Consider the following 17,919-nt stretch of genomic DNA (forward strand, 5'->3'; position numbering starts at 1 on the left):
TTTGCCATAAATTCGCCTTAACTGAGCATTTTGGTTTTACGTAGTTCACGAGGGGTAATCCCAAACAAATTTTTAAATTGTTCAGTAAATCTAGATTGAGACTGATAGCCACACTCAAATGCAATATTTCCAATGCTGTTATTGGTGGTTTGAATTAAGTGCAATCCATGTCCCAGCCTTACTCTATTACGAATGTCTTGAATGCTATTTCCTTCACTTTTAAGCTTTCTTCTTAACGTCGATGAACTCATGAAAAGTTGGGAAGCAATAAATTCAGCTGTGAGTTCTGTAGATAAATGATCAGAAATTAATGTCTGAACTTTTTCACTCAAGCTTATAGTCATATTCAGGCTCGAGATATCGGTATAACCAGAATGATAAATAAGCTCTAAAAGTTCTCTTCTTCTAAATTTAAAAACAGAAGGCGGGGCAATGAGAGAAAAATCTATAAATTGAGAAAGTGCATTTTCGAGTAAGGAGGTGAGTTGGCCTTGTACAAATTTTTTAGAAGTTCCTGAAGGATTAGGAAGGTCTTTAAAGTCATCAAAGTCGAACTCGATGAGGAGCGCGAAATATTCTTCTTGATTTGGAATATTGCGCATATCAATGCTGGCGCTATTTGATAAAAATATAAAAGAGCCAGTTCCACATACAATGTTTTCAGTTTTCCCTAACTCTTTAATGCCACTTAAAATAGCGATGAGTAACGGTTTTGTAATCGGAACATTTCTAATTTTTTGTTCTTTATAAGCTGAATAAATTGAAAAGGGTAAATTTAAATTGTTATGGGAGTGAATTGCTTTCTTAGCTAAAGAAGTGAGATTTTTCATTGAGTTGAAATATTTAATTTAATCTGGGGCTTAAATAAGATGAGAAAGTTATCGGTCTTTTTGAAGCTGTTTTTAATTTTTGGGCTAATAAAAAAGCCTAAACCCATTAGGTTTAAGCCTCTTTAAATTTCAATTCTGGCGGTGAGAGAGGGATTCGAACCCTCGATACGCGCAAACGTATACACACTTTCCAGGCGTGCTCCTTAAGCCACTCGGACACCTCACCAAGGCGTGCGATAGTAACTAAAAAAACAAGTTCTGCCAAGATTTAAGATGAGCTTTACAGAAAAAAAATAATAGAGGTGATAAGATTGCGATAAAAATCATATTGGTTTAATTACACAATGCAAAATACGGCCAAAAAAGCAACCTTGCCTGCCACGGCTTTGGCAGCTCTTGGGGTGGTCTTTGGAGATATTGGTACAAGTCCACTCTACGCCTTAAAAGAGTCCTTCCATGCCGCGCATGGGTTGGGAATTAAGCCTGAAAACGTATTAGGAATTTTATCTATTATTTTTTGGTGCTTAATGCTGATCATCAGTATTAAGTATGTCGCTATCGTCATGCGTGCAGACAATAATGGCGAAGGCGGAATCATGGCCTTACTCGCATTGAACTTACGTAAAGCCAAAATTGCCGATAATAAGAAAATCTACATGATTGCCATTGGCTTTATTGGTGCATCGCTGTTTTTTGGTGACGGTATTATTACCCCTGCCATTTCGGTACTCTCGGCAGTCGAAGGATTGTCGATTGCAACCGATGTGTTTGACCCGTACATCATGCCCATTGCAATTACCATTATTATCGCGTTGTTTTTAGTACAAAAACACGGTACGGCCTTTGTCGGAAAGTTTTTTGGTCCGATTACGATGGTGTGGTTCCTATCTTTAGGATTATTAGGTCTTCACAGCGTCATTCAAACTCCTGTGGTATTAGGCATGTTTAGTCCGCATTGGGCGATTCAGTTTATCTATCACAATCCGGTGATGACCTTTTTCGTTATGGGCGCTGTCGTTTTAACAGTGACTGGTGGTGAAGCACTTTATGCCGATATGGGACATTTCGGACCAGTTCCGATTCGTCTAGCATGGTTCTTTGTGGTGTTGCCGTGTTTGGTTTTAAACTATGCAGGGCAGGGTGCATTGTTGCTCAGAGACCCAGCGGCGATTCAAAACCCGTTCTATTTATTGGTGCCACAGTGGGCACTTTACCCCATGATTATTATGGCGACTATGGCAACCGTAATTGCCTCTCAAGCCGTAATTTCTGGGGTGTTTTCACTGGCACGTCAAGCGATTCAATTGGGTTATTTACCCCGTTTAAGCATTAAACATACCTCTGAGTCTGAAGAAGGCCAAATTTATGTTCCTTTCTTAAACTGGTTACTTTTAATCGCAATTATTATCTTAATTTTGATTTTCAAAACCAGCTCAAACTTGGCAAGTGCTTATGGTCTTGCTGTAACCTTAACGATGCTGTGTGACACGATTTTGGTTGCTGTGTTCATCTATTCGGCTTGGAAGTGGAGCATGCCAAAAGTGCTACTCCTGATTATTCCATTCTTTGTTTTAGAGTCGGTTTTAGTCGCAGCAACTTCACTTAAAATCTTGTCGGGCGGTTGGGTGCCATTACTGATTGGTGCGATTGCAGTGACCATCTTAATGACATGGAAACGTGGTCGTGAGCTTACTTTTGCCAAGCTCGAACACGATACGTTATCACTCGATTTGTTTGTGAAAAGTATTGGTAATAGCGTGCACTGGGTTCCTGGCGATGCCGTCTTTATGACAGGTACACCGAACGTTGTACCACATGCCATGTTGCATAACATTAAGCACAATAAAGTGTTGCATCAGCGCAATATCTTGGTCACTGTGGTGATTGAAGATGTGCCTTATGTTGAACCAGAAGACCGTATTTCAACAGAAACCTTAGCTGAACATTTCTTCCGTATTAAGATTTTCTACGGCTTTAAAGATGAAATGAATGTACCAAAAGCACTCATGCAAGCTTACGAGCAGTTAGGTCTTGAATATGACTTAATGCATATCAGCTTCTTTATTTCCCGCGATCGTATTGTTCATTCGGTGGGTGATGGCATGTCTCCATGGAGAGAGAAACTGTTTATCTCTATGCAGCGTAATACCAGTCCGGTGAGTGATTTCTACCAAATTCCAACCAACCGTGTGGTTGAGTTAGGTAGTCAAATCGAGATATAAAATATTGATGTATAAAAAAAACCAAGACAAATGTCTTGGTTTTTTTATGGCTCAAATTATTGAGCTTGAACAGGTGCATCTGCTGGCAAAGCACCATCTTTTGCCATCGGGTCTGCCGACTGAGTTGAATCTGCCGCAGATGGTGCAGCATTCGGATCTTGTGGCGCTGGAGACGCTTGGTCTGGTGCAGGTGGTATTGCATCAGTTGGTGCTGCCGGAGGTGCCATTTCACCGCCTGCTGGAGGTGCTGGTGGAACGTCTGCCGGAATAGGAGCGCCTGTAGGAGCAGCATTTGTTGGTGCAGCAGAAACTTGTTGTACTTGTCCGCTATTGACTAAATCGCTAATAGAACCAGGTTGGCCATTTACCGTTGTAGTAACTTTTACTTTAGACAAACTTTCTAAAGTATCTCCTGGCTGGACTGCTGGTTCAGCCAAAGCTGCCATACTACACAATCCTGTGATTACGCCAATACCAATAATCTTTGAATGGATCATTAAGTGGACTCCGATTATATTTTTATCCAAATTTGTGGAGCTAACCATGTCATAAGCAATCAGTGTTTTTCAACGAAAGATACGCAATTGGCGTAATTCAATAGCCAAAGCCTCTCATAATTCCAACAGATTGTTACGTAATGGGGAATGGAGTTACAAAAAAGATGACCATGTTTTAACCATTTGAAAGATAAGAGATATACTTAAAAAAGCAGGGTTGTTAAGCTGCGTGTGGACAGTGGTATTGATAGAAACATGGCAAGTAAAAAACGTAGTAAAGGTACAAACTCTTTTTCTCTAAGTGAGCATTTTGGCAAGATTATTCTTGCTTGTATTGCTGCGGGAAGTTTTGCAATTGCTTTTGGTAGTGAAAAGATTTCGCAGTGGTTTTCGCCTTTAAGTACTAACTCGACTTGTTTAAATCAGTTCTATCGTGAAGTTCCTCCTGCTTTAAATAAAGAAAGTTTAAAAAAAGACAGTTATCCGCTGTGCTTTAACGGCTTTAACGTTTTGTATTCAGGCATCTCTAAAACGCCGTTATGGTCGGCTGAGCATTTAAATGCAGAACGTTTAAGTGTCAAAATTAAACGTGAAGACAACTTCCATGAAGAAACTCGTGTTGATCAAAAGCATCGGGCACTGTTAAGTGACTATCGTGGTTCAGGCTATGACCGTGGTCATATGGCACCGAATGGTGACATGCCAAATAAAAACTCACAGTCTGATAGCTTCTCGTTAAGCAACATGGTGCCGCAAGCGCCTAAAAATAATCAGGAAGTTTGGCGTAAACTTGAAGAAGCCACACGTGCCCTTGCGACCAAACAAAAACAAGATGTATATGTTGTTACTGGCCCTGTTTTTGAGGGCAAACGCCTTAAAACCATTGGGAAGGGTGTCATTGTTCCAACAGCCGTTTATAAAGCGGTATATATGCCAAAAACAGGCGCTATTGGGGCTTACTACGCACCCAACAATAACTCTTTGCAAGTGAAAGTAGTGAGTGTTTGCTACCTTGAAGAACGCTTAGGCGTTAACCTGTTTCCGCAGTTAACTGAGCAGCAAAAGCGTAATGTCTATCGTCTACCTTTAACAGCAACGTCGGTTAAGCCAAATCAGAAGTTAGACTATTTACATTGGGATGGCGAGAGCCAATGTGAGCAGGACTTAAATGCTGATCAAATTAAAGCGTTACAAGATCAGTTTAAAAAGCAAAAAAGTGGCTCCTCAGAACCGATGGAAGCAAAAGTTCCAAGCATTGATGAAGAAACACGCCAAGCCATTGTGAAACAATTGGTGGAAGCCTTGGTGAACTATTTCTTGCAAATATTGAAGTAAGCAATTTTATAGTAGTTATTGCATTGTCTTAAATTCATACAATAAAATGAGTATACAGATCTGTATACTCATTTTATTTTAATAAGGACAATAACAATGTTTGCCTCGATGTTTCTTTTTTCATTTGCAATGTCTATTACCCCCGGTCCCGTAAATACCGTAATTTTATCGACCAGTTTAAATCATGGTTTAAAAAGGTCGCTTCCTTACATTTCAGGCGCGACCATTGGTTTTACCTTACTTTTGATTTTTATGGCATTTGGTCTCCAGAGTTTATTAACTCAGTTTCCGATCGTATTAAAAATCCTTGCAGTTTGTGGAACGTTATTTGTTTGCTATATCGGTATAAAAATTATTCTTTCTGCTGCCAATATTTCCATTTCAAGTGCTCCAGCAGAACAGATGATTATTCCCAATTTTAAAGATGGTTTTTTACTACAATGGCTTAATCCGAAAGCGTGGTTAGCTTGTGTATCGGGCATTACCATGTTTTCAAGCATAGAAAATCCGCAGTCTTTACCCATCTTTATCATTATTTATTTTTTCACTTGCTATGCTTGTTTATTCTTTTGGGGACTATGTGGCGATAAATTTTCAGTGGTGCTTAACCATGGCAACCGTTTGAAATATTTTAATATCTTGATGGGAGCATTTCTAATTTTATCGGCACTTTTAATTTTGATTGATTTTTTTTAAATTGGTCGTATTACACTGTGAAGATATAACAACGAGATAACACTTATGTTTAAGCCATTTGAAAAGGGTACAGAGTCTTCTTCAATTGAAGATTTAACATTAGAAAATGATGTCGATTGCATCAGCATTTATGGCAACTTACAAATCACCAAAGACAAAGTCGGGTTAGAACAAGCGAAAGCTTTACAGAGCTTTTTAAACGATGTGGTTGCGGCTTTGGAAAAAGAAGAATTGCCTGAGAAAATTGAACGTCCAGCTGAAAAAGAAATTAATAATCCGTTTTTATAGATGATTCATTAATAGGGTTTGATCTGGTCAAAGTTCTATGGTTATTGAATAATGCGTGAAATCTGATTCGTGATAAAGCCATTCACAACCTGCCCATTTTAAGATCAGGATTGTTACTGTGTGGGATCAGATAAATGATCCCATAGAACAGGTTTTGTGAATGGCAATGGTTTTGGTTACTTTTGCCGAAACAAAAGTAATGAGAATTAGCTGATTACTTTCGATTTTACGAAGTAGAACTCCGTCGTGTTAATCCTTCTCCCCAGCAACTACCTTATAAATAAGCGCACCAATCACAGCACCTAAAATCGGTGCCACCCAGAACAACCACAACTGACTTAAAGCAGCAGTTTCAGCAAAGAACGCAACGCCTGTACTACGTGCAGGGTTCACAGAGGTGTTCGTGACTGGAATACTGATTAAGTGAATAAGCGTTAAGCCTAAACCAATCGCAATAGGAGCGAAGCCGGCAGGTGCGCGGCGGTCAGTTGCACCTAAAATAATGATTAAGAAGAAAGCAGTAAGTACAACTTCAATAATGAAAGCAGAACCTAAGCCAAACTTGTTTGGTGATAAATCACCGAAACCATTTGAAGCAAAACCACCAACACCGCTAAAGCCAGCTTGACCTTGAGCAATAATGTAAAGAACAAATGCAGCAGCAGTCGCACCGACCACTTGAGCAACAATATAGGGAATGAGATCTTTAACATCGAAGCGGCCGCCGACCCAAAGGCCAACACTTACCGCGGGATTAAAATGTCCACCTGAGATATGCCCTAGAGCATAGGCACCTGTGAGTACGGTTAAACCAAAGGCAAGGGCTACACCTGCAAAGCCAATACCAAGTTCAGGGAAAGCTGCGGCTAATACTGCGCTACCACAACCACCAAAGACTAGCCAAAACGTACCTAGAAATTCAGCAAAATATTTATTCATTCTGATTACTCATTTATTTAATCTATTTTAATTAATGTGAATTACGTCACATAAATTTGAAGCATGTGACTATATGAAATTTTTGTTTTCAGTGTTGTTTTAATCAAGAAAAGATTTGTAAGTTTTGGTTGGTTATTCTTTGTCTAAAAAATGTTCTCTCCACTGCTGTGGTGTTTGATCGGTCCAATGTTTAAATGCTCTTTGAAAAGCACTTTGTTCTGAATAACAAAGCAAAAGAGCAATTTCTTGTAAGCTTAAGTGCGGGTCCTTTAAATATTCAGTTGCGAGCATGAATCGCACTTGCTGAACACGTTCCTGAAAGGTGGTGTTTTGTTGTTGTAAGTGGCGCTGGAGTTGTCGAACCGAGAGGCCTAGCTGAGCTGCAATATATTCAATTTGATATTGATCCTTTTGTAATCCCGTCAAAATTGAATGCTGTAAACGCTGATCTAGTTGTGTCGAATTTGGTAATTGTTCTAAAAGCGCTTGGGCTTGTTGAACCAGTAATTGTTGGAGCGTGTGGTCAGCACTGCTCAGAGGCTTATTAATTTCAGAACTTGGAATGAGTAATTGGGTACGGGGCTGATTAAAACGAACCGGACATTGAAAGTATTGTTCATAGACCCTGATGTTTTTAGGTGGGGCATTTAAAAAATGTACTTCATGCAAATGCACATCTTGGTGAGACATAAAAAGGCGTAAAAATTGAATAACCAGAGCAATCGCAATTTCATCGGTAAGTTGGGTAGGATGCAACTCTGTAGCTTCCCAGCGAATAGAAGCATATTGCCCATAGAGCTCAACCACTAACGGACTTCCGTCATAAATCAGACGGTGAAAGTCATGATAACGAATTAAAGCTTCACCTAAGTTATCGCAAGAGAGGGCAAGGTAGGCAATAATTCCTAAGTGTTTGGGTTGTACATATTTGGCAATTTCTAAGCCTAATCCCGGCTTGGGGTCTAACTTATAAATAACTTCTAATAAATCACGCCAAACCACATAGTCAAAGCGTTCCAGATTTTGAATTTGCTCTAGTTGCTCAGGAATAGTTAACTGATTGGCTTCACAGTAAGCTTTTAATAGGTGTCCAAGTCCTCCATAGACCGAACCCGTATAATTTTTTAGTTGTGGCATTCCTGACCACCTCTTTCTTGTCGTGATTTGTCAATGAAACCATAAATTCTGGTCAATACATAGCATATCGAATTTTATATTCTCAATAAAAAGAAAAAGGAGTAAAGCGATGTTAAAAGGGTTTATTGCCGGAATTGCGGTTGCTAACGCATTTGAATGGGTAGCTCATAAATATATTTTGCATGGAGTACATCGTGCTGGACAACCGCGTTACAGTCCTGTGCCAAAAAGCATGGAGTCACATTGGGCACACCATCGTGAAGTACGTAAACAGCAATTTCATGATGATTGCTATGTGGAAGGCATGGGAAACTGGCGGACTAAAAATGAGTTAGTTTCACTAGCAGTCGTAGCAACTGTTTCAAGTGCAATTTTCTATCCATTTTCAAAAGGGATGGCGCTTGCAGCTTGGTACAGTGCAGGAAATTATTATTATATTCATCGCCGTGCACATCTTGAGCCTGAATGGGCGAAGCGTAAAATTCCATGGCATTACGACCACCACATGAACTCTAATCAAGATGCTAATTGGTGTGTAACCAAGCCTTGGTTTGATTATGTGATGGGAACACGTGTGGTGTCTTCGGCAGATTTAAAAGAACAAAATCCTTTGGGTGTGCGGTTACCGACAGTGATTGCTAAACCATTATCTCAAGTTGTAGAAAAAATCTTTCCTGCAAAATGGGTCGAGAAAAAAGAAAAGCCTAAACTCATCGATGATGTAGATGTTGTAGATGGTGCTGCATAAAAAATTAAAGGGGCATATCGCCCCTTTAAATATCAATAAATTTACAAACGCATTTCAATGCCTTGTTCAGCTAAATATTGTTTAGCTTCTGGAATGGTATATTGGCCAAAGTGGAAAATACTTGCTGCCAATACTGCATCGGCACCACCTTGTAAAATACCGTCTGCAAGATGTTGTAAGTTACCTACGCCGCCAGAAGCAATGGTTGGAACGGTAACACGGTCATTAATCGCACGCATTAGTGCAATATCGTAACCTGCTTTAGTACCGTCAGCATCCATACTGGTAATAAGTAATTCACCTGCACCGAAGTCAGCCATTTTTACGGCCCATTCAATCGCATCAATACCAGTTGGTTTACGGCCACCGTGGGTAAAGATTTCCCATTTGTTTTCGCCAGTTTTTTTGGCATCAATTGCAACCACAATACATTGCGCGCCAAAGTGCTGTGAAGCTTCCTGAACAAATTCTGGGTTAAATACGGCTGCGGAGTTAATACTCACTTTATCCGCACCTGCATTTAATAACGAACGAATATCTTCAACTTTACGTACACCACCACCAACAGTTAATGGCACAAATACAGTCTCGGCCATACGTTCAACAGTACGGTAAGTGGTATCGCGTCCATGATGTGTAGCGGTAATGTCTAAGAAGGTAATTTCATCTGCACCTTGTTCGTTATAGCGACGTGCCACTTCAACAGGGTCGCCAGCATCACGAATATCGAGGAATTGAACGCCTTTAACTACGCGTCCGTTATCAACGTCTAGGCAAGGAATAATACGTTTAGCAAGCATAGCTTTTTCCAAAAATAATCGCCGTTGGTGAAAGTTCCTACACAGGCGCTACACCTTCATGGAGGGAAGAGGTATTCTATCAAACTTCACAGATGTTTTTTGCAGGTTTTCCATGTCGGTTTATACCCCGTTGAGTTTAGATGAAGTTCGCACCTTTGCTGCACCTTATGGATTAGAGGTGTTGGAGCTGAACCCAATTCAGGGAGGTATTCAAAACACCAATTATTTTCTGGTTGATGTAAACCGCAAACAATATGTACTCACCGTATTTGAAGAGTTAGATGCACAAGGAGCGGGTGAACTTATTCCAGTTCTTGAACAATTAGGGACTCATGATGTACCAGTCGCTGTGCCGTTAAAACATAGTGGCCAAGCGGTTCACGTTATTGCAGAAAAGCCTGCACAGATTGCTCCACGTCTAATGGGTCACCATCCCATGCAAACGACAGTTGCACAAGTTGCCGCGATTGCAGACGCACAGGCAAAACTGCATGTTACTTTACAAGATTTTCCGCTTGAGCGTGAATATCGACGTGATCATCAATACTGGACAGGCGTTGCAGAGCAGCTTAAACCAAGCATGACTCAAGATGACCAAAATTTACTTGAACAGGTCTATCAAGCATTTAATGCTAAAACAGCACAGTACTCAAATCGACCAACAGGTTTTATTCATTCAGATTTGTTCCGCGACAATACTTTGTTTGAAGGCGAGCAATTACAAGGTATTTTAGATTTTTACGAGCTCAATCAAGACGAATTACTTTTTGATATTGCGATTACCATCAATGATTTCTGTACCGAATATCCAGAAGCGCATTTAAACTCAGAGAAAGTAGAAGCTTACTTAGAGGCTTACCAAAAAGTTCGTGCGCTTACTTCAGATGAACTTGAATGTTTAGATGTATTCTTGGCAATGGCTGCATGCCGTTTTTGGTCGATGCGTTTGCAAGTCGCTCAAAAAAATAAAGAAGAAGGACGTACAGGTGATGACATCTTGCAAAAAGACCCGCTAGAAATGCGAGCAATGATGCAAGATCGTTTGAACCATGTAAAAGGATAAAAGGAATTAAGATGCGAGATCAGGGGCGATTAGTCGAATGGTTCGACGAAAAAGGTTATGGCTTTATTCAGCCAGATGATGCTGAAAAAGAACGAGTCTTTTTGCATATCAAAGATTTTGCACGCCCCGGTCCTCGGCCAATTATTGGCTGTGCACTGGAATATCTGGTTATTCTTGATGAACGTGGTCGCTTCCGTGCCCAGCAGGTGACTTACTTAAAAGCTTCTCAAACTCGTAAAGCTTCAAAGCCAACAAAACCAGAATCTTCTTTTCAAGCTAAACCATGGTCTGCCATGCAAATGGGGATCGTATTTTATTTTGTTTTAATGGGCATTATGAGCTTTATGCATACTTTGCCAGCTTACACCTTGTTGTTTGTTTTAATGATGAATGTGCTGAGTTATTGGCTCTATTCACAAGACAAAGAAGCTGCACAATTGGGTAATCGCCGTGTACCTGAGCAGACGTTGCATATTGTCAGCTTTTTAGGGGGCTGGCCTACTGCATGGTGGGCACAACAAAAACTGAGACATAAAACACAAAAACAACCCTTTCGTAAGATTTATTTTTGTACCATATTCCTTCATTTACTTTTGATTTTGTGGCTAATTTCTCCCTTAAACGTATTGCGGGGCTCATAAAAGTAAATCGTTTTATTAAACTCGAGAGGTATAAAAATGAATAGTTCTATCGACCAAGATTCAAATCGTACTTTAACGCTTATTTTATATGTACTTTATATTGTTGCCATTTTTACAGGCGGCTTACTTGCGGTTATTGCTCTAATTATTAACTATGTAAAACGTTCTGATGTGCAAGGTTCAATTTTTGCGAGTCACTTTACATGGCAAATCAGAACATTCTGGTGGTATCTGGCTTGGAATATTATCGCCTTTTTGCCGTTTATTTTCTTGTTCTTTACCGGTGAAAATACCGATCTGTTTGCAGGGGTTGCAGTCTCATCGACCGTATTCTGTGTAGGCGTGATTGCAGCAGCATGGATCTGGATTGTATATCGTGCAATTCGCGGTTTGATTGCCTTAAATGATAACCGTCCGATGTATCAATAAATCATGATTATTGAACATGTACATTTGAGCATAAAGGCTGGGCAAAGTGAGGCGTTTCTTGAGGTATTTGAGCAAGCTAAACATATTGTCTATCCAATGGAAGGCTTTAATGCTGTCCAGCTGATTAGACATGCAACTGATCCCCATCATTATATTTTAATGATTTTTTGGGATGAGATTGAAAATCATACCGAAGGGTTTAGAAAGTCTGAGGCTTATCAGGAATGGAAGGCAGTGCTCCATCCATTTTATGATCCAATGCCGACAGTTGAGTATTATCAACCCTGCATATTATTGAAGAAAAAATAATTGATAAAAAAGAAAGCATTTCGCTCTCTTTTTTATTCTTGAATTCTTTTGACTTTTTTGGTCGGTAACTTAATTTTTAACTCACTAACTAAAACACCTAATACCACTAAAGCACCACCCAAAAGAGCAATGACTGGTAAACGCTCACCAGCAATTCGACCAATAATGCCCGCCCAAACGGGTTCTCCTGCATAAATAATTGCAGCACGTGAAGGGTCAACCACACGTTGAGCCCAGTTCATCACAAATTGAATGAGTGCACTGGCTAAGCCTAATGCAACCGCAATCAGTACCAGAGGCCATGAGAATGCTGGAATCGTATGTTCACCAACCACAGGCATAATGGCAAAAGAAATTAGAGATGCGACAGCGAGTTGAATGATGGTGACACGGCGTAAATTTACTTTTCCAGCAAAGTAGCTAATAAAAATAATCTCTAAAGCAATCGCAAATGCGCCAAGCACTGTTAAAAGCTGTCCAAAACTTAATGAAATTTGCTCAAAGCCATTTCCTGTCAACAAAACAAGACCAGCAAACGCAAGGGCGGCTCCAACCCAAGTCATGATGTGTGGAGTTTTTCTAAAGATGAGCCACATTAAAAGAGGGACAAGCGGCACATAAAGTGACGTTAAAAATGCGGATTCACTACTTGGAATGGTTTGAAGACCAATCGTCTGTGTGCCATAGCCTGCCGCAATTACAAGGCCAATCGCGCTCCCTGCCCCTAAATCTTTTAACGTTATGCCTTTCATACTCTTTAATGAAATAAGCAGTAAAGTAAGCGCCGCTACAGCAAAGCGACAACCTACGAAAAACATAGGTGAAGAAAAATTCAGTGCATACTGCACAGTAAGGAATGTTCCGCCCCAAATAACGGTAATTAGGATAAGAGCTAGCTGTGGGGCTTTGCTTGAGCTCAGAGAAATTGGTGACATATCTGATCAGGAGAAATTGTGCAATATACTGCACATATTGCAGTATTCCTATGTTTTGTGCAATATATTGCTCATATTTTCTTTGTTACTTATTTTATGACCCAGTCCAGCACCGTTTTACAGCACGTCGGTACAAATATTCGTTCATTAAGAGATGAGCGAGGTTTAAGCCAACAGGACTTGGCCGATCAGGCTGGTGTGAGTAGACGAACAATTGCTGCTTTGGAAACAGGACAGGTCAATATTAGCTTGGCTAAACTCGATGCGATTGCGGTAGTGTTGGGCGTAGATTTTAGAACAATTGTGAGTGCGCCTGAGCTCAAAGAACAAGCCTTAGTGAATGTACTTGCTTGGCAGGGAAACAAAGAAGAAAGCAGCGCAACTTTACTGGCTTCAGTTCCATCTCGTTCTCAAGTTGAGCTTTGGACATGGTCATTGGCAGTGGGTGAATCTTATATTGCCGAAGCAGATGCAGAAGGATGGCAAGAACTGATTTATGTATTAGAAGGTGAGTTGACCATACAATTTACCGATAGCATAAAAATAATTCCTGCTGGTTCAACTTTTAGTTTTGCTAGTTCAGTGACTTATACCTATATCAATAGTGGAAATCAGGTACTTAAATTTATGCGTAATGTAGTTTATTGATTGAAAATATATCTTTCATATCAGCAATAAAAAAGAGCCTAAAGCGGCTCTTTTTTTACATCTTAAAAATTAAAGACGATTTTCATCTAACAAAAGCTGAGCTTCACGAAGGCTCAGTGTGCCTTCATAAATTGCGCGGCCTGTAATCGCACCTAAAATGCCTGGTTGGCCTATTAAGTTACGAACGTCATCAAGGTTAGTTACGCCACCAGAAGCAATTACTGGTAAGCCTGAGTATTGAGCCAAGTTTACAGTTTGCTCAACGTTTACACCTTGCATCATGCCATCACGAGCAATGTCTGTGTAAACAATGCTAGATACGCCTGCATCTGCAAAACGTTTTGCTAAATCAGTTGCTTTAACATCAGTTACATTAGCCCAACCGTCAGTAGCAACCATGCCATTCATGGCATCAATACCAACAATGATGTGGCCTGCAAAGCGTTTACAAGCTTCTTCTACAAATTCAGGCTCTTGAACTGCTTTAGTGCCGATAATGACAAAAGTCACGCCAGCTTCTAAATAGTGCTCAATTGTTTCTAAAGAACGAATACCACCACCAATTTGAATTGGTAATTCTGGCTGAGCTTTAGCAATTGCTTCAACAATAGGTTTATGAATTGGAGTGCCTGCGAAAGCGCCATTCAAATCGACCAAATGCAAACGACGTGCGCCTTCATTTACCCAATGCTGGGCAGTTGCAACTGGATCGTCAGAGAAAACTGTATCGTCTTCCATACGCCCTTGTTTTAAACGCACACATTTACCATCTTTCAGGTCAATTGCAGGAATGATTAGCATGCTTCCGCTCCTTGCTTCATCATGATTATGAAATTTTGCACATCTTAGCAAAGTATTGATCAATCGCTAAGCCTTAGAAAAGACTTTTATAACTTTACGCTTGAAGTGCGGTTTGAATAGTTTGAGAAATGTGAGTGGGTAATAGTTTTTGTTTTCTGAGCTCTTGAAATACCAATAAAGCAGCATATGCATCGGCAGCAGCGTAGCTGATTTGTTGAGAGCTAAGCGGCTTTCGTGCCCAGTTTGACGTTCCGATTTTTTTCGACTTTGCAAGATATTGCTCAAATAACAGCGCCACTGCTTTTTGTACTCCAAGTTGCTGTTTAAAACCAAAATGGCTAAAGCCTTTTGCGAGGTCGACACAACCTTCGAGTTCAATCCCTTTTTTATGAAAAATATGCTTATCGTTTTTTAGGCCAAAACCGACTTTGATTTGTTTTGGGTTAGATAAAATAGGCTGTAAAAATTTTAAAGTCGATGAATTTACATGAAACAGATATGCTTTTTGTTCAGTCGCTAACTGAATCAGATGTGGACCAGTTGAGACTTCGCCCACCCGAAACGTGGGTTTTGATTCGGAATCAAATCCTAGAAAATGGGCTGCTTTTAATTCATTCTCAATGATTTTACATTGCTCAATATTTTCAATCACCACAATATTTTGGTGGGTAAGATTTTCGAAAGGAGGAAGCTGCTGAATAGAGGCTTTATCAAGAAGGGGGGAAGCTTCAGACATATTTATAGCGTACAAAAGAATTGAGCTATTAGCTTTATATATGAATAAAGCCTAGAGAACTAGGCTTTATAAAGGGCTACAATAAATTATTGCGACTGAGATGGTGTACCAATGACAACGCTTTCGCTTTTCTCAACATAACCTTCATAGGTTGGAGCCATGATTGTGGCAACAATAGCAAAAACAAAAGCTAGTGGAATCAGGACAATATAAATCCAGCCTAAAACGCGTTCCCAGCCAAGAGTTGGGCGCTGTGGACCATAGTCATTAGTGCCCTCAGTACCTTTTGCAGCAAATAGATAAATCATAAAAATAAAGTTTACAGCAGGGATGAGCATCAGTAATGACAGCCATCCCGTATTATTACGATCATGTAAACGGCGGATAGTAAATATAAAGCTGACATAGATACAGGCAATATAGACAATACCTAAAACAATCATTCCTGCGGCAGAAAGACCGCTTAAATCTTCACTATTTGTTAGTCCAAAAGTAAAGGCCACAACAAGAATGGCAATCACAATTACGAGTGAAAATAAGAGGGTCCATGCCGCATAAGAGAGTCGTCCAAAACGACCACTTGCTTTAAAGGGGGAATCTTGTTGAATCGGTTGATTTTCAAAAGGTGAATTCATTTTGTTTTCCTGATCATTTGGTTTTATTTAAAAGTATAAATATTCAATATTTTGTTGAATAAAATATCATTCTATAAATGATTGGTTGTTATTATAAATAAAAAAATAGATCAGGCCATCTCGACCTGATCTTTTTCAGTTTTAAATGAGATTAAATATTCCATTCCACAAAGTTTTTAAGTAACTGCAAACCGGCAGTATGGCTTTTCTCTGGGTGGAATTGAGTCGCAAATAAATTCTCTTTGTGAATTGCTGTGCAGAAGTTCACGCCATAGTCACAGGTCGCAGCCACAACGCTTTCATCTTTTGGCTCGACATAATAGCTATGTACAAAGTAGAAACGTGCATCTTGTTCGATGTTGTTCCACATTGGGTGGCTTGGGTCCAATTGATGAACCTGATTCCAGCCCATATGAGGCACTTTTAACCCTTCCATTTGAGGGAAGTGTTTTACTACACCGTCAAAAATACCTAGTGCGTCTACACCGCCATTTTCTTCAGAGCTTTGTAGTAGGGCTTGCATGCCGACACAAATTGCAAGAACTGGTTTGTTAAAAGCGGCTTGACGTACAACTTCATCAATACCTGCTTCACGCATACCTTGCATACAGTCGCGCATTGCGCCAACGCCCGGAAAAACAATTTTGTCGGCTTGTGCAATTAATTTTGGATCATTGGTCACATCGACTGTAGCGCCCACATACTCAAGTGCTTTAGCTGCTGAGTGTAGATTGCCCATGCCATAATCAAGTAACGCGATACGTGTCATTAGAGGCTACCTTTTGTCGATGCAATCGTGTTTTCTGCACGTGGATCAACTTCACATGCCATACGTAAAGCACGAGCTAATGCTTTGAAGACACTTTCAATTTGATGGTGGCTATTTTTACCTTTCAAATTATCGATGTGTAAGGTCATAAGCGCATGGTTTACGAAACCTTGGAAAAACTCAGAAAATAAATCGACATCAAACGTACCGATACGTGCGCGGGTAAATGGAATATCCATAAATAAGCCCGGACGACCAGATAAATCTACAACAACACGAGACAAAGCTTCGTCTAATGGTGCATAAAAATGACCATAGCGTTTTAAACCTTTTTTATCGCCTAAAGCTTGTGCAAAAGCTTGTCCAAGCGTGATTCCACAATCTTCTACGGTGTGGTGATCGTCAATATCGAGGTCTCCGTCACAATGAATATCGATATCAAATAAGCCATGTCGCTTGATTTGATCAATCATATGGTCTAAAAATGGAACTCCAGTGTTTAGTGTGCCTTGACCAGTACCGTCGAGATTTAATCGAACTCGAATTTTGGTTTCATTGGTATTTCTAACCACTTCACTGATACGTTGCGTCATGGACACGTTCCTCAAAAAAACGTCAAAAATGATTGGATGTAACGATAATTTCGCTGTGACGAATTCGTGACAGCATCATAGTTTGCTCAGGAGGGTTAATCAATGCCTATTACCGTACATGCTTATAGTTCTCTAGATAATTCAGAGATTCGCGATCAGCTTGAGCGACTGTATGATACAAGTCCGGAGTTTGGTGACGGGCACGATGCGATTGAACAACTTGAACAAGATTTACAACAGTATACCACGCTATACACTGCTGAATTTAACACCAAAATTATAGGGGCAATGTGGTCTTCAGGACAAGGCGAAAGCAAGGTTCTTGAATATATTGTTGTGCATCCTGCTAACCGTGGTCGTGGGGTAGCAGAGCGTTTAGTTGAAGAAGCTTGTCGTATAGAAGAGTCAAAAGGCGTGAAAATTTTTGAGCCGGGTTGTGGCGCTATTCATCGTTGTTTGGCTCATATTGGTAAATTACATCATTAAAAGCCCAGTTCGTATTTGATGGTGATTTAAAAATAATCACTTGTTACAAAAAAGACGGAAGTTGCTTGACGTGGTCATATAAACATTGTTTAATATGCCCACTTCGGCGTGATAGCTCAGTAGGTAGAGCAACGGATTGAAAATCCGTGTGTCCCCAGTTCGATCCTGGGTCTCGCCACCATTATATGTGTTTTCAATCCCTGATCCCATCAGGGATTTTTTTTAAGTATAAAAAATACTCATTTAAATCAAAAACTCAGGATAATAGTTGACTATTGTTCTGAGATACGGCTTAATACAGGCCATCGGCGTGATAGCTCAGTAGGTAGAGCAACGGATTGAAAATCCGTGTGTCCCCAGTTCGATCCTGGGTCTCGCCACC

The 17,919-nt window shown here is 40.1% G+C and carries 22 protein-coding genes and 3 tRNA genes; 13 read left to right on the top strand and 12 right to left on the bottom strand.

Annotation, left to right across the window (positions count from 1 at the left end; all coding sequences use genetic code 11):
• Positions 1-17: 17 nt before the first annotated feature.
• Entirely contained in the window at positions 18-830 is an 813-nt protein-coding gene (locus tag AC07M3_RS07775; protein WP_494567014.1) for a helix-turn-helix transcriptional regulator, read from the bottom strand.
• A 136-nt stretch (positions 831-966) separates the two neighbouring features.
• Positions 967-1,056, bottom strand: a tRNA-Ser gene (locus tag AC07M3_RS07780).
• Positions 1,057-1,174: 118 nt separating this feature from the next.
• Here AC07M3_RS07780 and AC07M3_RS07785 point away from each other — a divergent pair.
• Entirely contained in the window at positions 1,175-3,052 is a 1,878-nt protein-coding gene (locus AC07M3_RS07785; protein WP_199989344.1) for a potassium transporter Kup, read from the top strand.
• Positions 3,053-3,108: 56 nt separating this feature from the next.
• Here the strand turns inward: AC07M3_RS07785 and AC07M3_RS07790 are convergent, their stop codons facing one another.
• Entirely contained in the window at positions 3,109-3,549 is a 441-nt protein-coding gene (locus AC07M3_RS07790; protein WP_080027916.1) for a hypothetical protein, read from the bottom strand.
• A 255-nt stretch (positions 3,550-3,804) separates the two neighbouring features.
• On the opposite strand from AC07M3_RS07790, the gene AC07M3_RS07795 reads away from it, so the two are divergent.
• The 3 genes from AC07M3_RS07795 to AC07M3_RS07805 all read left to right on the top strand — a co-directional run bounded on the left by AC07M3_RS07795 (position 3,805) and on the right by AC07M3_RS07805 (position 5,868).
• The gene (locus tag AC07M3_RS07795; RefSeq protein WP_494567013.1) at positions 3,805-4,884 is read left to right on the top strand and encodes a DNA/RNA non-specific endonuclease; all 1,080 of its coding nucleotides are present in this window, start codon (positions 3,805-3,807) and stop codon (positions 4,882-4,884) included.
• A gap of 96 nt (positions 4,885-4,980) precedes the next feature.
• Positions 4,981-5,580: a LysE family translocator gene (locus AC07M3_RS07800; RefSeq protein WP_494567012.1), complete on the top strand. Its 600-nt coding sequence runs from the start codon at positions 4,981-4,983 to the stop codon at positions 5,578-5,580.
• Positions 5,581-5,625: 45 nt separating this feature from the next.
• Positions 5,626-5,868 carry a hypothetical protein gene (locus tag AC07M3_RS07805; protein ID WP_494567011.1) on the top strand — a complete coding sequence of 81 codons (243 nt, stop codon included), beginning with the start codon at positions 5,626-5,628 and terminating at the stop codon, positions 5,866-5,868.
• A gap of 249 nt (positions 5,869-6,117) precedes the next feature.
• On the opposite strand, the gene aqpZ is transcribed toward AC07M3_RS07805, so the two are convergent.
• A complete protein-coding gene (gene aqpZ, locus AC07M3_RS07810) occupies positions 6,118-6,807 on the bottom strand; it encodes an aquaporin Z (RefSeq protein ID WP_092708263.1) in 690 nt (229 codons plus the stop codon).
• Positions 6,808-6,939: 132 nt separating this feature from the next.
• Entirely contained in the window at positions 6,940-7,944 is a 1,005-nt protein-coding gene (locus tag AC07M3_RS07815; protein ID WP_494567010.1) for an AraC family transcriptional regulator, read from the bottom strand.
• Between the two features lie 109 nt (positions 7,945-8,053).
• Here AC07M3_RS07815 and AC07M3_RS07820 point away from each other — a divergent pair, with 109 nt between their 5' ends.
• On the top strand, positions 8,054-8,692 hold the full coding sequence (locus AC07M3_RS07820; protein ID WP_494567009.1) for a hypothetical protein: 639 nt from the start codon (positions 8,054-8,056) through the stop codon (positions 8,690-8,692).
• Between the two features lie 41 nt (positions 8,693-8,733).
• Here the strand turns inward: AC07M3_RS07820 and hisF are convergent, their stop codons facing one another.
• Positions 8,734-9,492, bottom strand: a complete 759-nt coding sequence (gene hisF, locus AC07M3_RS07825) for an imidazole glycerol phosphate synthase subunit HisF (RefSeq protein ID WP_494567008.1) — start codon at positions 9,490-9,492, stop codon at positions 8,734-8,736.
• A gap of 112 nt (positions 9,493-9,604) precedes the next feature.
• On the opposite strand from hisF, the gene AC07M3_RS07830 reads away from it, so the two are divergent.
• From AC07M3_RS07830 to AC07M3_RS07845, 4 genes are read left to right on the top strand one after another with little or no spacing between them, the layout of a single operon-like run.
• Positions 9,605-10,555 carry a homoserine kinase gene (locus AC07M3_RS07830; protein WP_494567007.1) on the top strand — a complete coding sequence of 317 codons (951 nt, stop codon included), beginning with the start codon at positions 9,605-9,607 and terminating at the stop codon, positions 10,553-10,555.
• An 11-nt stretch (positions 10,556-10,566) separates the two neighbouring features.
• Positions 10,567-11,196: a DUF1294 domain-containing protein gene (locus tag AC07M3_RS07835; protein ID WP_494567006.1), complete on the top strand. Its 630-nt coding sequence runs from the start codon at positions 10,567-10,569 to the stop codon at positions 11,194-11,196.
• Between the two features lie 36 nt (positions 11,197-11,232).
• Positions 11,233-11,625, top strand: coding sequence for a DUF4870 family protein (locus tag AC07M3_RS07840; RefSeq protein WP_375037586.1), 393 nt, complete (start codon positions 11,233-11,235; stop codon positions 11,623-11,625).
• Between the two features lie 3 nt (positions 11,626-11,628).
• Positions 11,629-11,934, top strand: a complete 306-nt coding sequence (locus tag AC07M3_RS07845; protein WP_494567005.1) for an antibiotic biosynthesis monooxygenase family protein — start codon at positions 11,629-11,631, stop codon at positions 11,932-11,934.
• Between the two features lie 32 nt (positions 11,935-11,966).
• Here the strand turns inward: AC07M3_RS07845 and AC07M3_RS07850 are convergent, their stop codons facing one another.
• Positions 11,967-12,869: a DMT family transporter gene (locus AC07M3_RS07850; protein WP_494567004.1), complete on the bottom strand. Its 903-nt coding sequence runs from the start codon at positions 12,867-12,869 to the stop codon at positions 11,967-11,969.
• Positions 12,870-12,965: 96 nt separating this feature from the next.
• Here AC07M3_RS07850 and AC07M3_RS07855 point away from each other — a divergent pair, with 96 nt between their 5' ends.
• Positions 12,966-13,517 (top strand): helix-turn-helix domain-containing protein, encoded by a 552-nt coding sequence (locus tag AC07M3_RS07855; protein ID WP_494567121.1) that lies wholly within the window; start codon positions 12,966-12,968, stop codon positions 13,515-13,517.
• 69 nt (positions 13,518-13,586) lie between these two features.
• Here the strand turns inward: AC07M3_RS07855 and hisA are convergent, their stop codons facing one another.
• From hisA to hisB, 5 genes are all read right to left on the bottom strand, one after another.
• Positions 13,587-14,318: a 1-(5-phosphoribosyl)-5-[(5-phosphoribosylamino)methylideneamino]imidazole-4-carboxamide isomerase gene (gene hisA / locus AC07M3_RS07860; RefSeq protein WP_004639792.1), complete on the bottom strand. Its 732-nt coding sequence runs from the start codon at positions 14,316-14,318 to the stop codon at positions 13,587-13,589.
• Positions 14,319-14,412: 94 nt separating this feature from the next.
• On the bottom strand, positions 14,413-15,054 hold the full coding sequence (locus AC07M3_RS07865; RefSeq protein WP_494567003.1) for a 3'-5' exonuclease: 642 nt from the start codon (positions 15,052-15,054) through the stop codon (positions 14,413-14,415).
• An 86-nt stretch (positions 15,055-15,140) separates the two neighbouring features.
• Positions 15,141-15,689 (bottom strand): DUF805 domain-containing protein, encoded by a 549-nt coding sequence (locus AC07M3_RS07870; RefSeq protein WP_199989366.1) that lies wholly within the window; start codon positions 15,687-15,689, stop codon positions 15,141-15,143.
• Positions 15,690-15,840: 151 nt separating this feature from the next.
• Entirely contained in the window at positions 15,841-16,458 is a 618-nt protein-coding gene (hisH, locus tag AC07M3_RS07875) for an imidazole glycerol phosphate synthase subunit HisH (RefSeq protein ID WP_375037590.1), read from the bottom strand.
• On the bottom strand, positions 16,458-17,051 hold the full coding sequence (gene hisB, locus AC07M3_RS07880) for an imidazoleglycerol-phosphate dehydratase HisB (RefSeq protein WP_004639787.1): 594 nt from the start codon (positions 17,049-17,051) through the stop codon (positions 16,458-16,460). The genes hisH and hisB overlap by 1 nt, the downstream gene beginning before the upstream one ends.
• Before the next feature lie 102 nt (positions 17,052-17,153).
• Between hisB and AC07M3_RS07885 the strand changes: the two genes are divergently transcribed.
• The 3 genes from AC07M3_RS07885 to AC07M3_RS07895 all read left to right on the top strand — a co-directional run bounded on the left by AC07M3_RS07885 (position 17,154) and on the right by AC07M3_RS07895 (position 17,917).
• Complete coding sequence (locus AC07M3_RS07885) at positions 17,154-17,537, top strand: GNAT family N-acetyltransferase (protein WP_003653877.1); 384 nt, start codon at positions 17,154-17,156, stop codon at positions 17,535-17,537.
• Positions 17,538-17,642: 105 nt separating this feature from the next.
• Positions 17,643-17,718 (top strand) — tRNA-Phe (locus AC07M3_RS07890).
• Positions 17,719-17,844: 126 nt separating this feature from the next.
• Positions 17,845-17,917: transfer RNA gene (locus tag AC07M3_RS07895), tRNA-Phe, on the top strand.
• Positions 17,918-17,919: the final 2 nt, after the last annotated feature.

This window comes from Acinetobacter sp. GW821-FHT09D10 (assembly GCF_059416285.1).

Coding starts and splice junctions, on each gene's coding strand:
- AC07M3_RS07800 (WP_494567012.1), top strand. CDS start 4,981: ATGTTTGCCTCGATGTTTCTTTTTTCATTTGCAATGTCTATTACCCCC.
- AC07M3_RS07775 (WP_494567014.1), bottom strand. CDS start 830: ATGAAAAATCTCACTTCTTTAGCTAAGAAAGCAATTCACTCCCATAAC.
- AC07M3_RS07805 (WP_494567011.1), top strand. CDS start 5,626: ATGTTTAAGCCATTTGAAAAGGGTACAGAGTCTTCTTCAATTGAAGAT.
- AC07M3_RS07795 (WP_494567013.1), top strand. CDS start 3,805: ATGGCAAGTAAAAAACGTAGTAAAGGTACAAACTCTTTTTCTCTAAGT.
- AC07M3_RS07870 (WP_199989366.1), bottom strand. CDS start 15,689: ATGAATTCACCTTTTGAAAATCAACCGATTCAACAAGATTCCCCCTTT.
- hisH (WP_375037590.1), bottom strand. CDS start 16,458: ATGACACGTATCGCGTTACTTGATTATGGCATGGGCAATCTACACTCA.
- AC07M3_RS07835 (WP_494567006.1), top strand. CDS start 10,567: ATGCGAGATCAGGGGCGATTAGTCGAATGGTTCGACGAAAAAGGTTAT.
- AC07M3_RS07815 (WP_494567010.1), bottom strand. CDS start 7,944: ATGCCACAACTAAAAAATTATACGGGTTCGGTCTATGGAGGACTTGGA.
- AC07M3_RS07850 (WP_494567004.1), bottom strand. CDS start 12,869: ATGTCACCAATTTCTCTGAGCTCAAGCAAAGCCCCACAGCTAGCTCTT.
- AC07M3_RS07840 (WP_375037586.1), top strand. CDS start 11,233: ATGAATAGTTCTATCGACCAAGATTCAAATCGTACTTTAACGCTTATT.
- AC07M3_RS07790 (WP_080027916.1), bottom strand. CDS start 3,549: ATGATCCATTCAAAGATTATTGGTATTGGCGTAATCACAGGATTGTGT.
- AC07M3_RS07865 (WP_494567003.1), bottom strand. CDS start 15,054: ATGTCTGAAGCTTCCCCCCTTCTTGATAAAGCCTCTATTCAGCAGCTT.
- hisF (WP_494567008.1), bottom strand. CDS start 9,492: ATGCTTGCTAAACGTATTATTCCTTGCCTAGACGTTGATAACGGACGC.
- hisB (WP_004639787.1), bottom strand. CDS start 17,051: ATGACGCAACGTATCAGTGAAGTGGTTAGAAATACCAATGAAACCAAA.
- AC07M3_RS07830 (WP_494567007.1), top strand. CDS start 9,605: ATGTCGGTTTATACCCCGTTGAGTTTAGATGAAGTTCGCACCTTTGCT.
- AC07M3_RS07820 (WP_494567009.1), top strand. CDS start 8,054: ATGTTAAAAGGGTTTATTGCCGGAATTGCGGTTGCTAACGCATTTGAA.
- AC07M3_RS07845 (WP_494567005.1), top strand. CDS start 11,629: ATGATTATTGAACATGTACATTTGAGCATAAAGGCTGGGCAAAGTGAG.
- hisA (WP_004639792.1), bottom strand. CDS start 14,318: ATGCTAATCATTCCTGCAATTGACCTGAAAGATGGTAAATGTGTGCGT.
- aqpZ (WP_092708263.1), bottom strand. CDS start 6,807: ATGAATAAATATTTTGCTGAATTTCTAGGTACGTTTTGGCTAGTCTTT.
- AC07M3_RS07885 (WP_003653877.1), top strand. CDS start 17,154: ATGCCTATTACCGTACATGCTTATAGTTCTCTAGATAATTCAGAGATT.
- AC07M3_RS07785 (WP_199989344.1), top strand. CDS start 1,175: ATGCAAAATACGGCCAAAAAAGCAACCTTGCCTGCCACGGCTTTGGCA.
- AC07M3_RS07855 (WP_494567121.1), top strand. CDS start 12,966: ATGACCCAGTCCAGCACCGTTTTACAGCACGTCGGTACAAATATTCGT.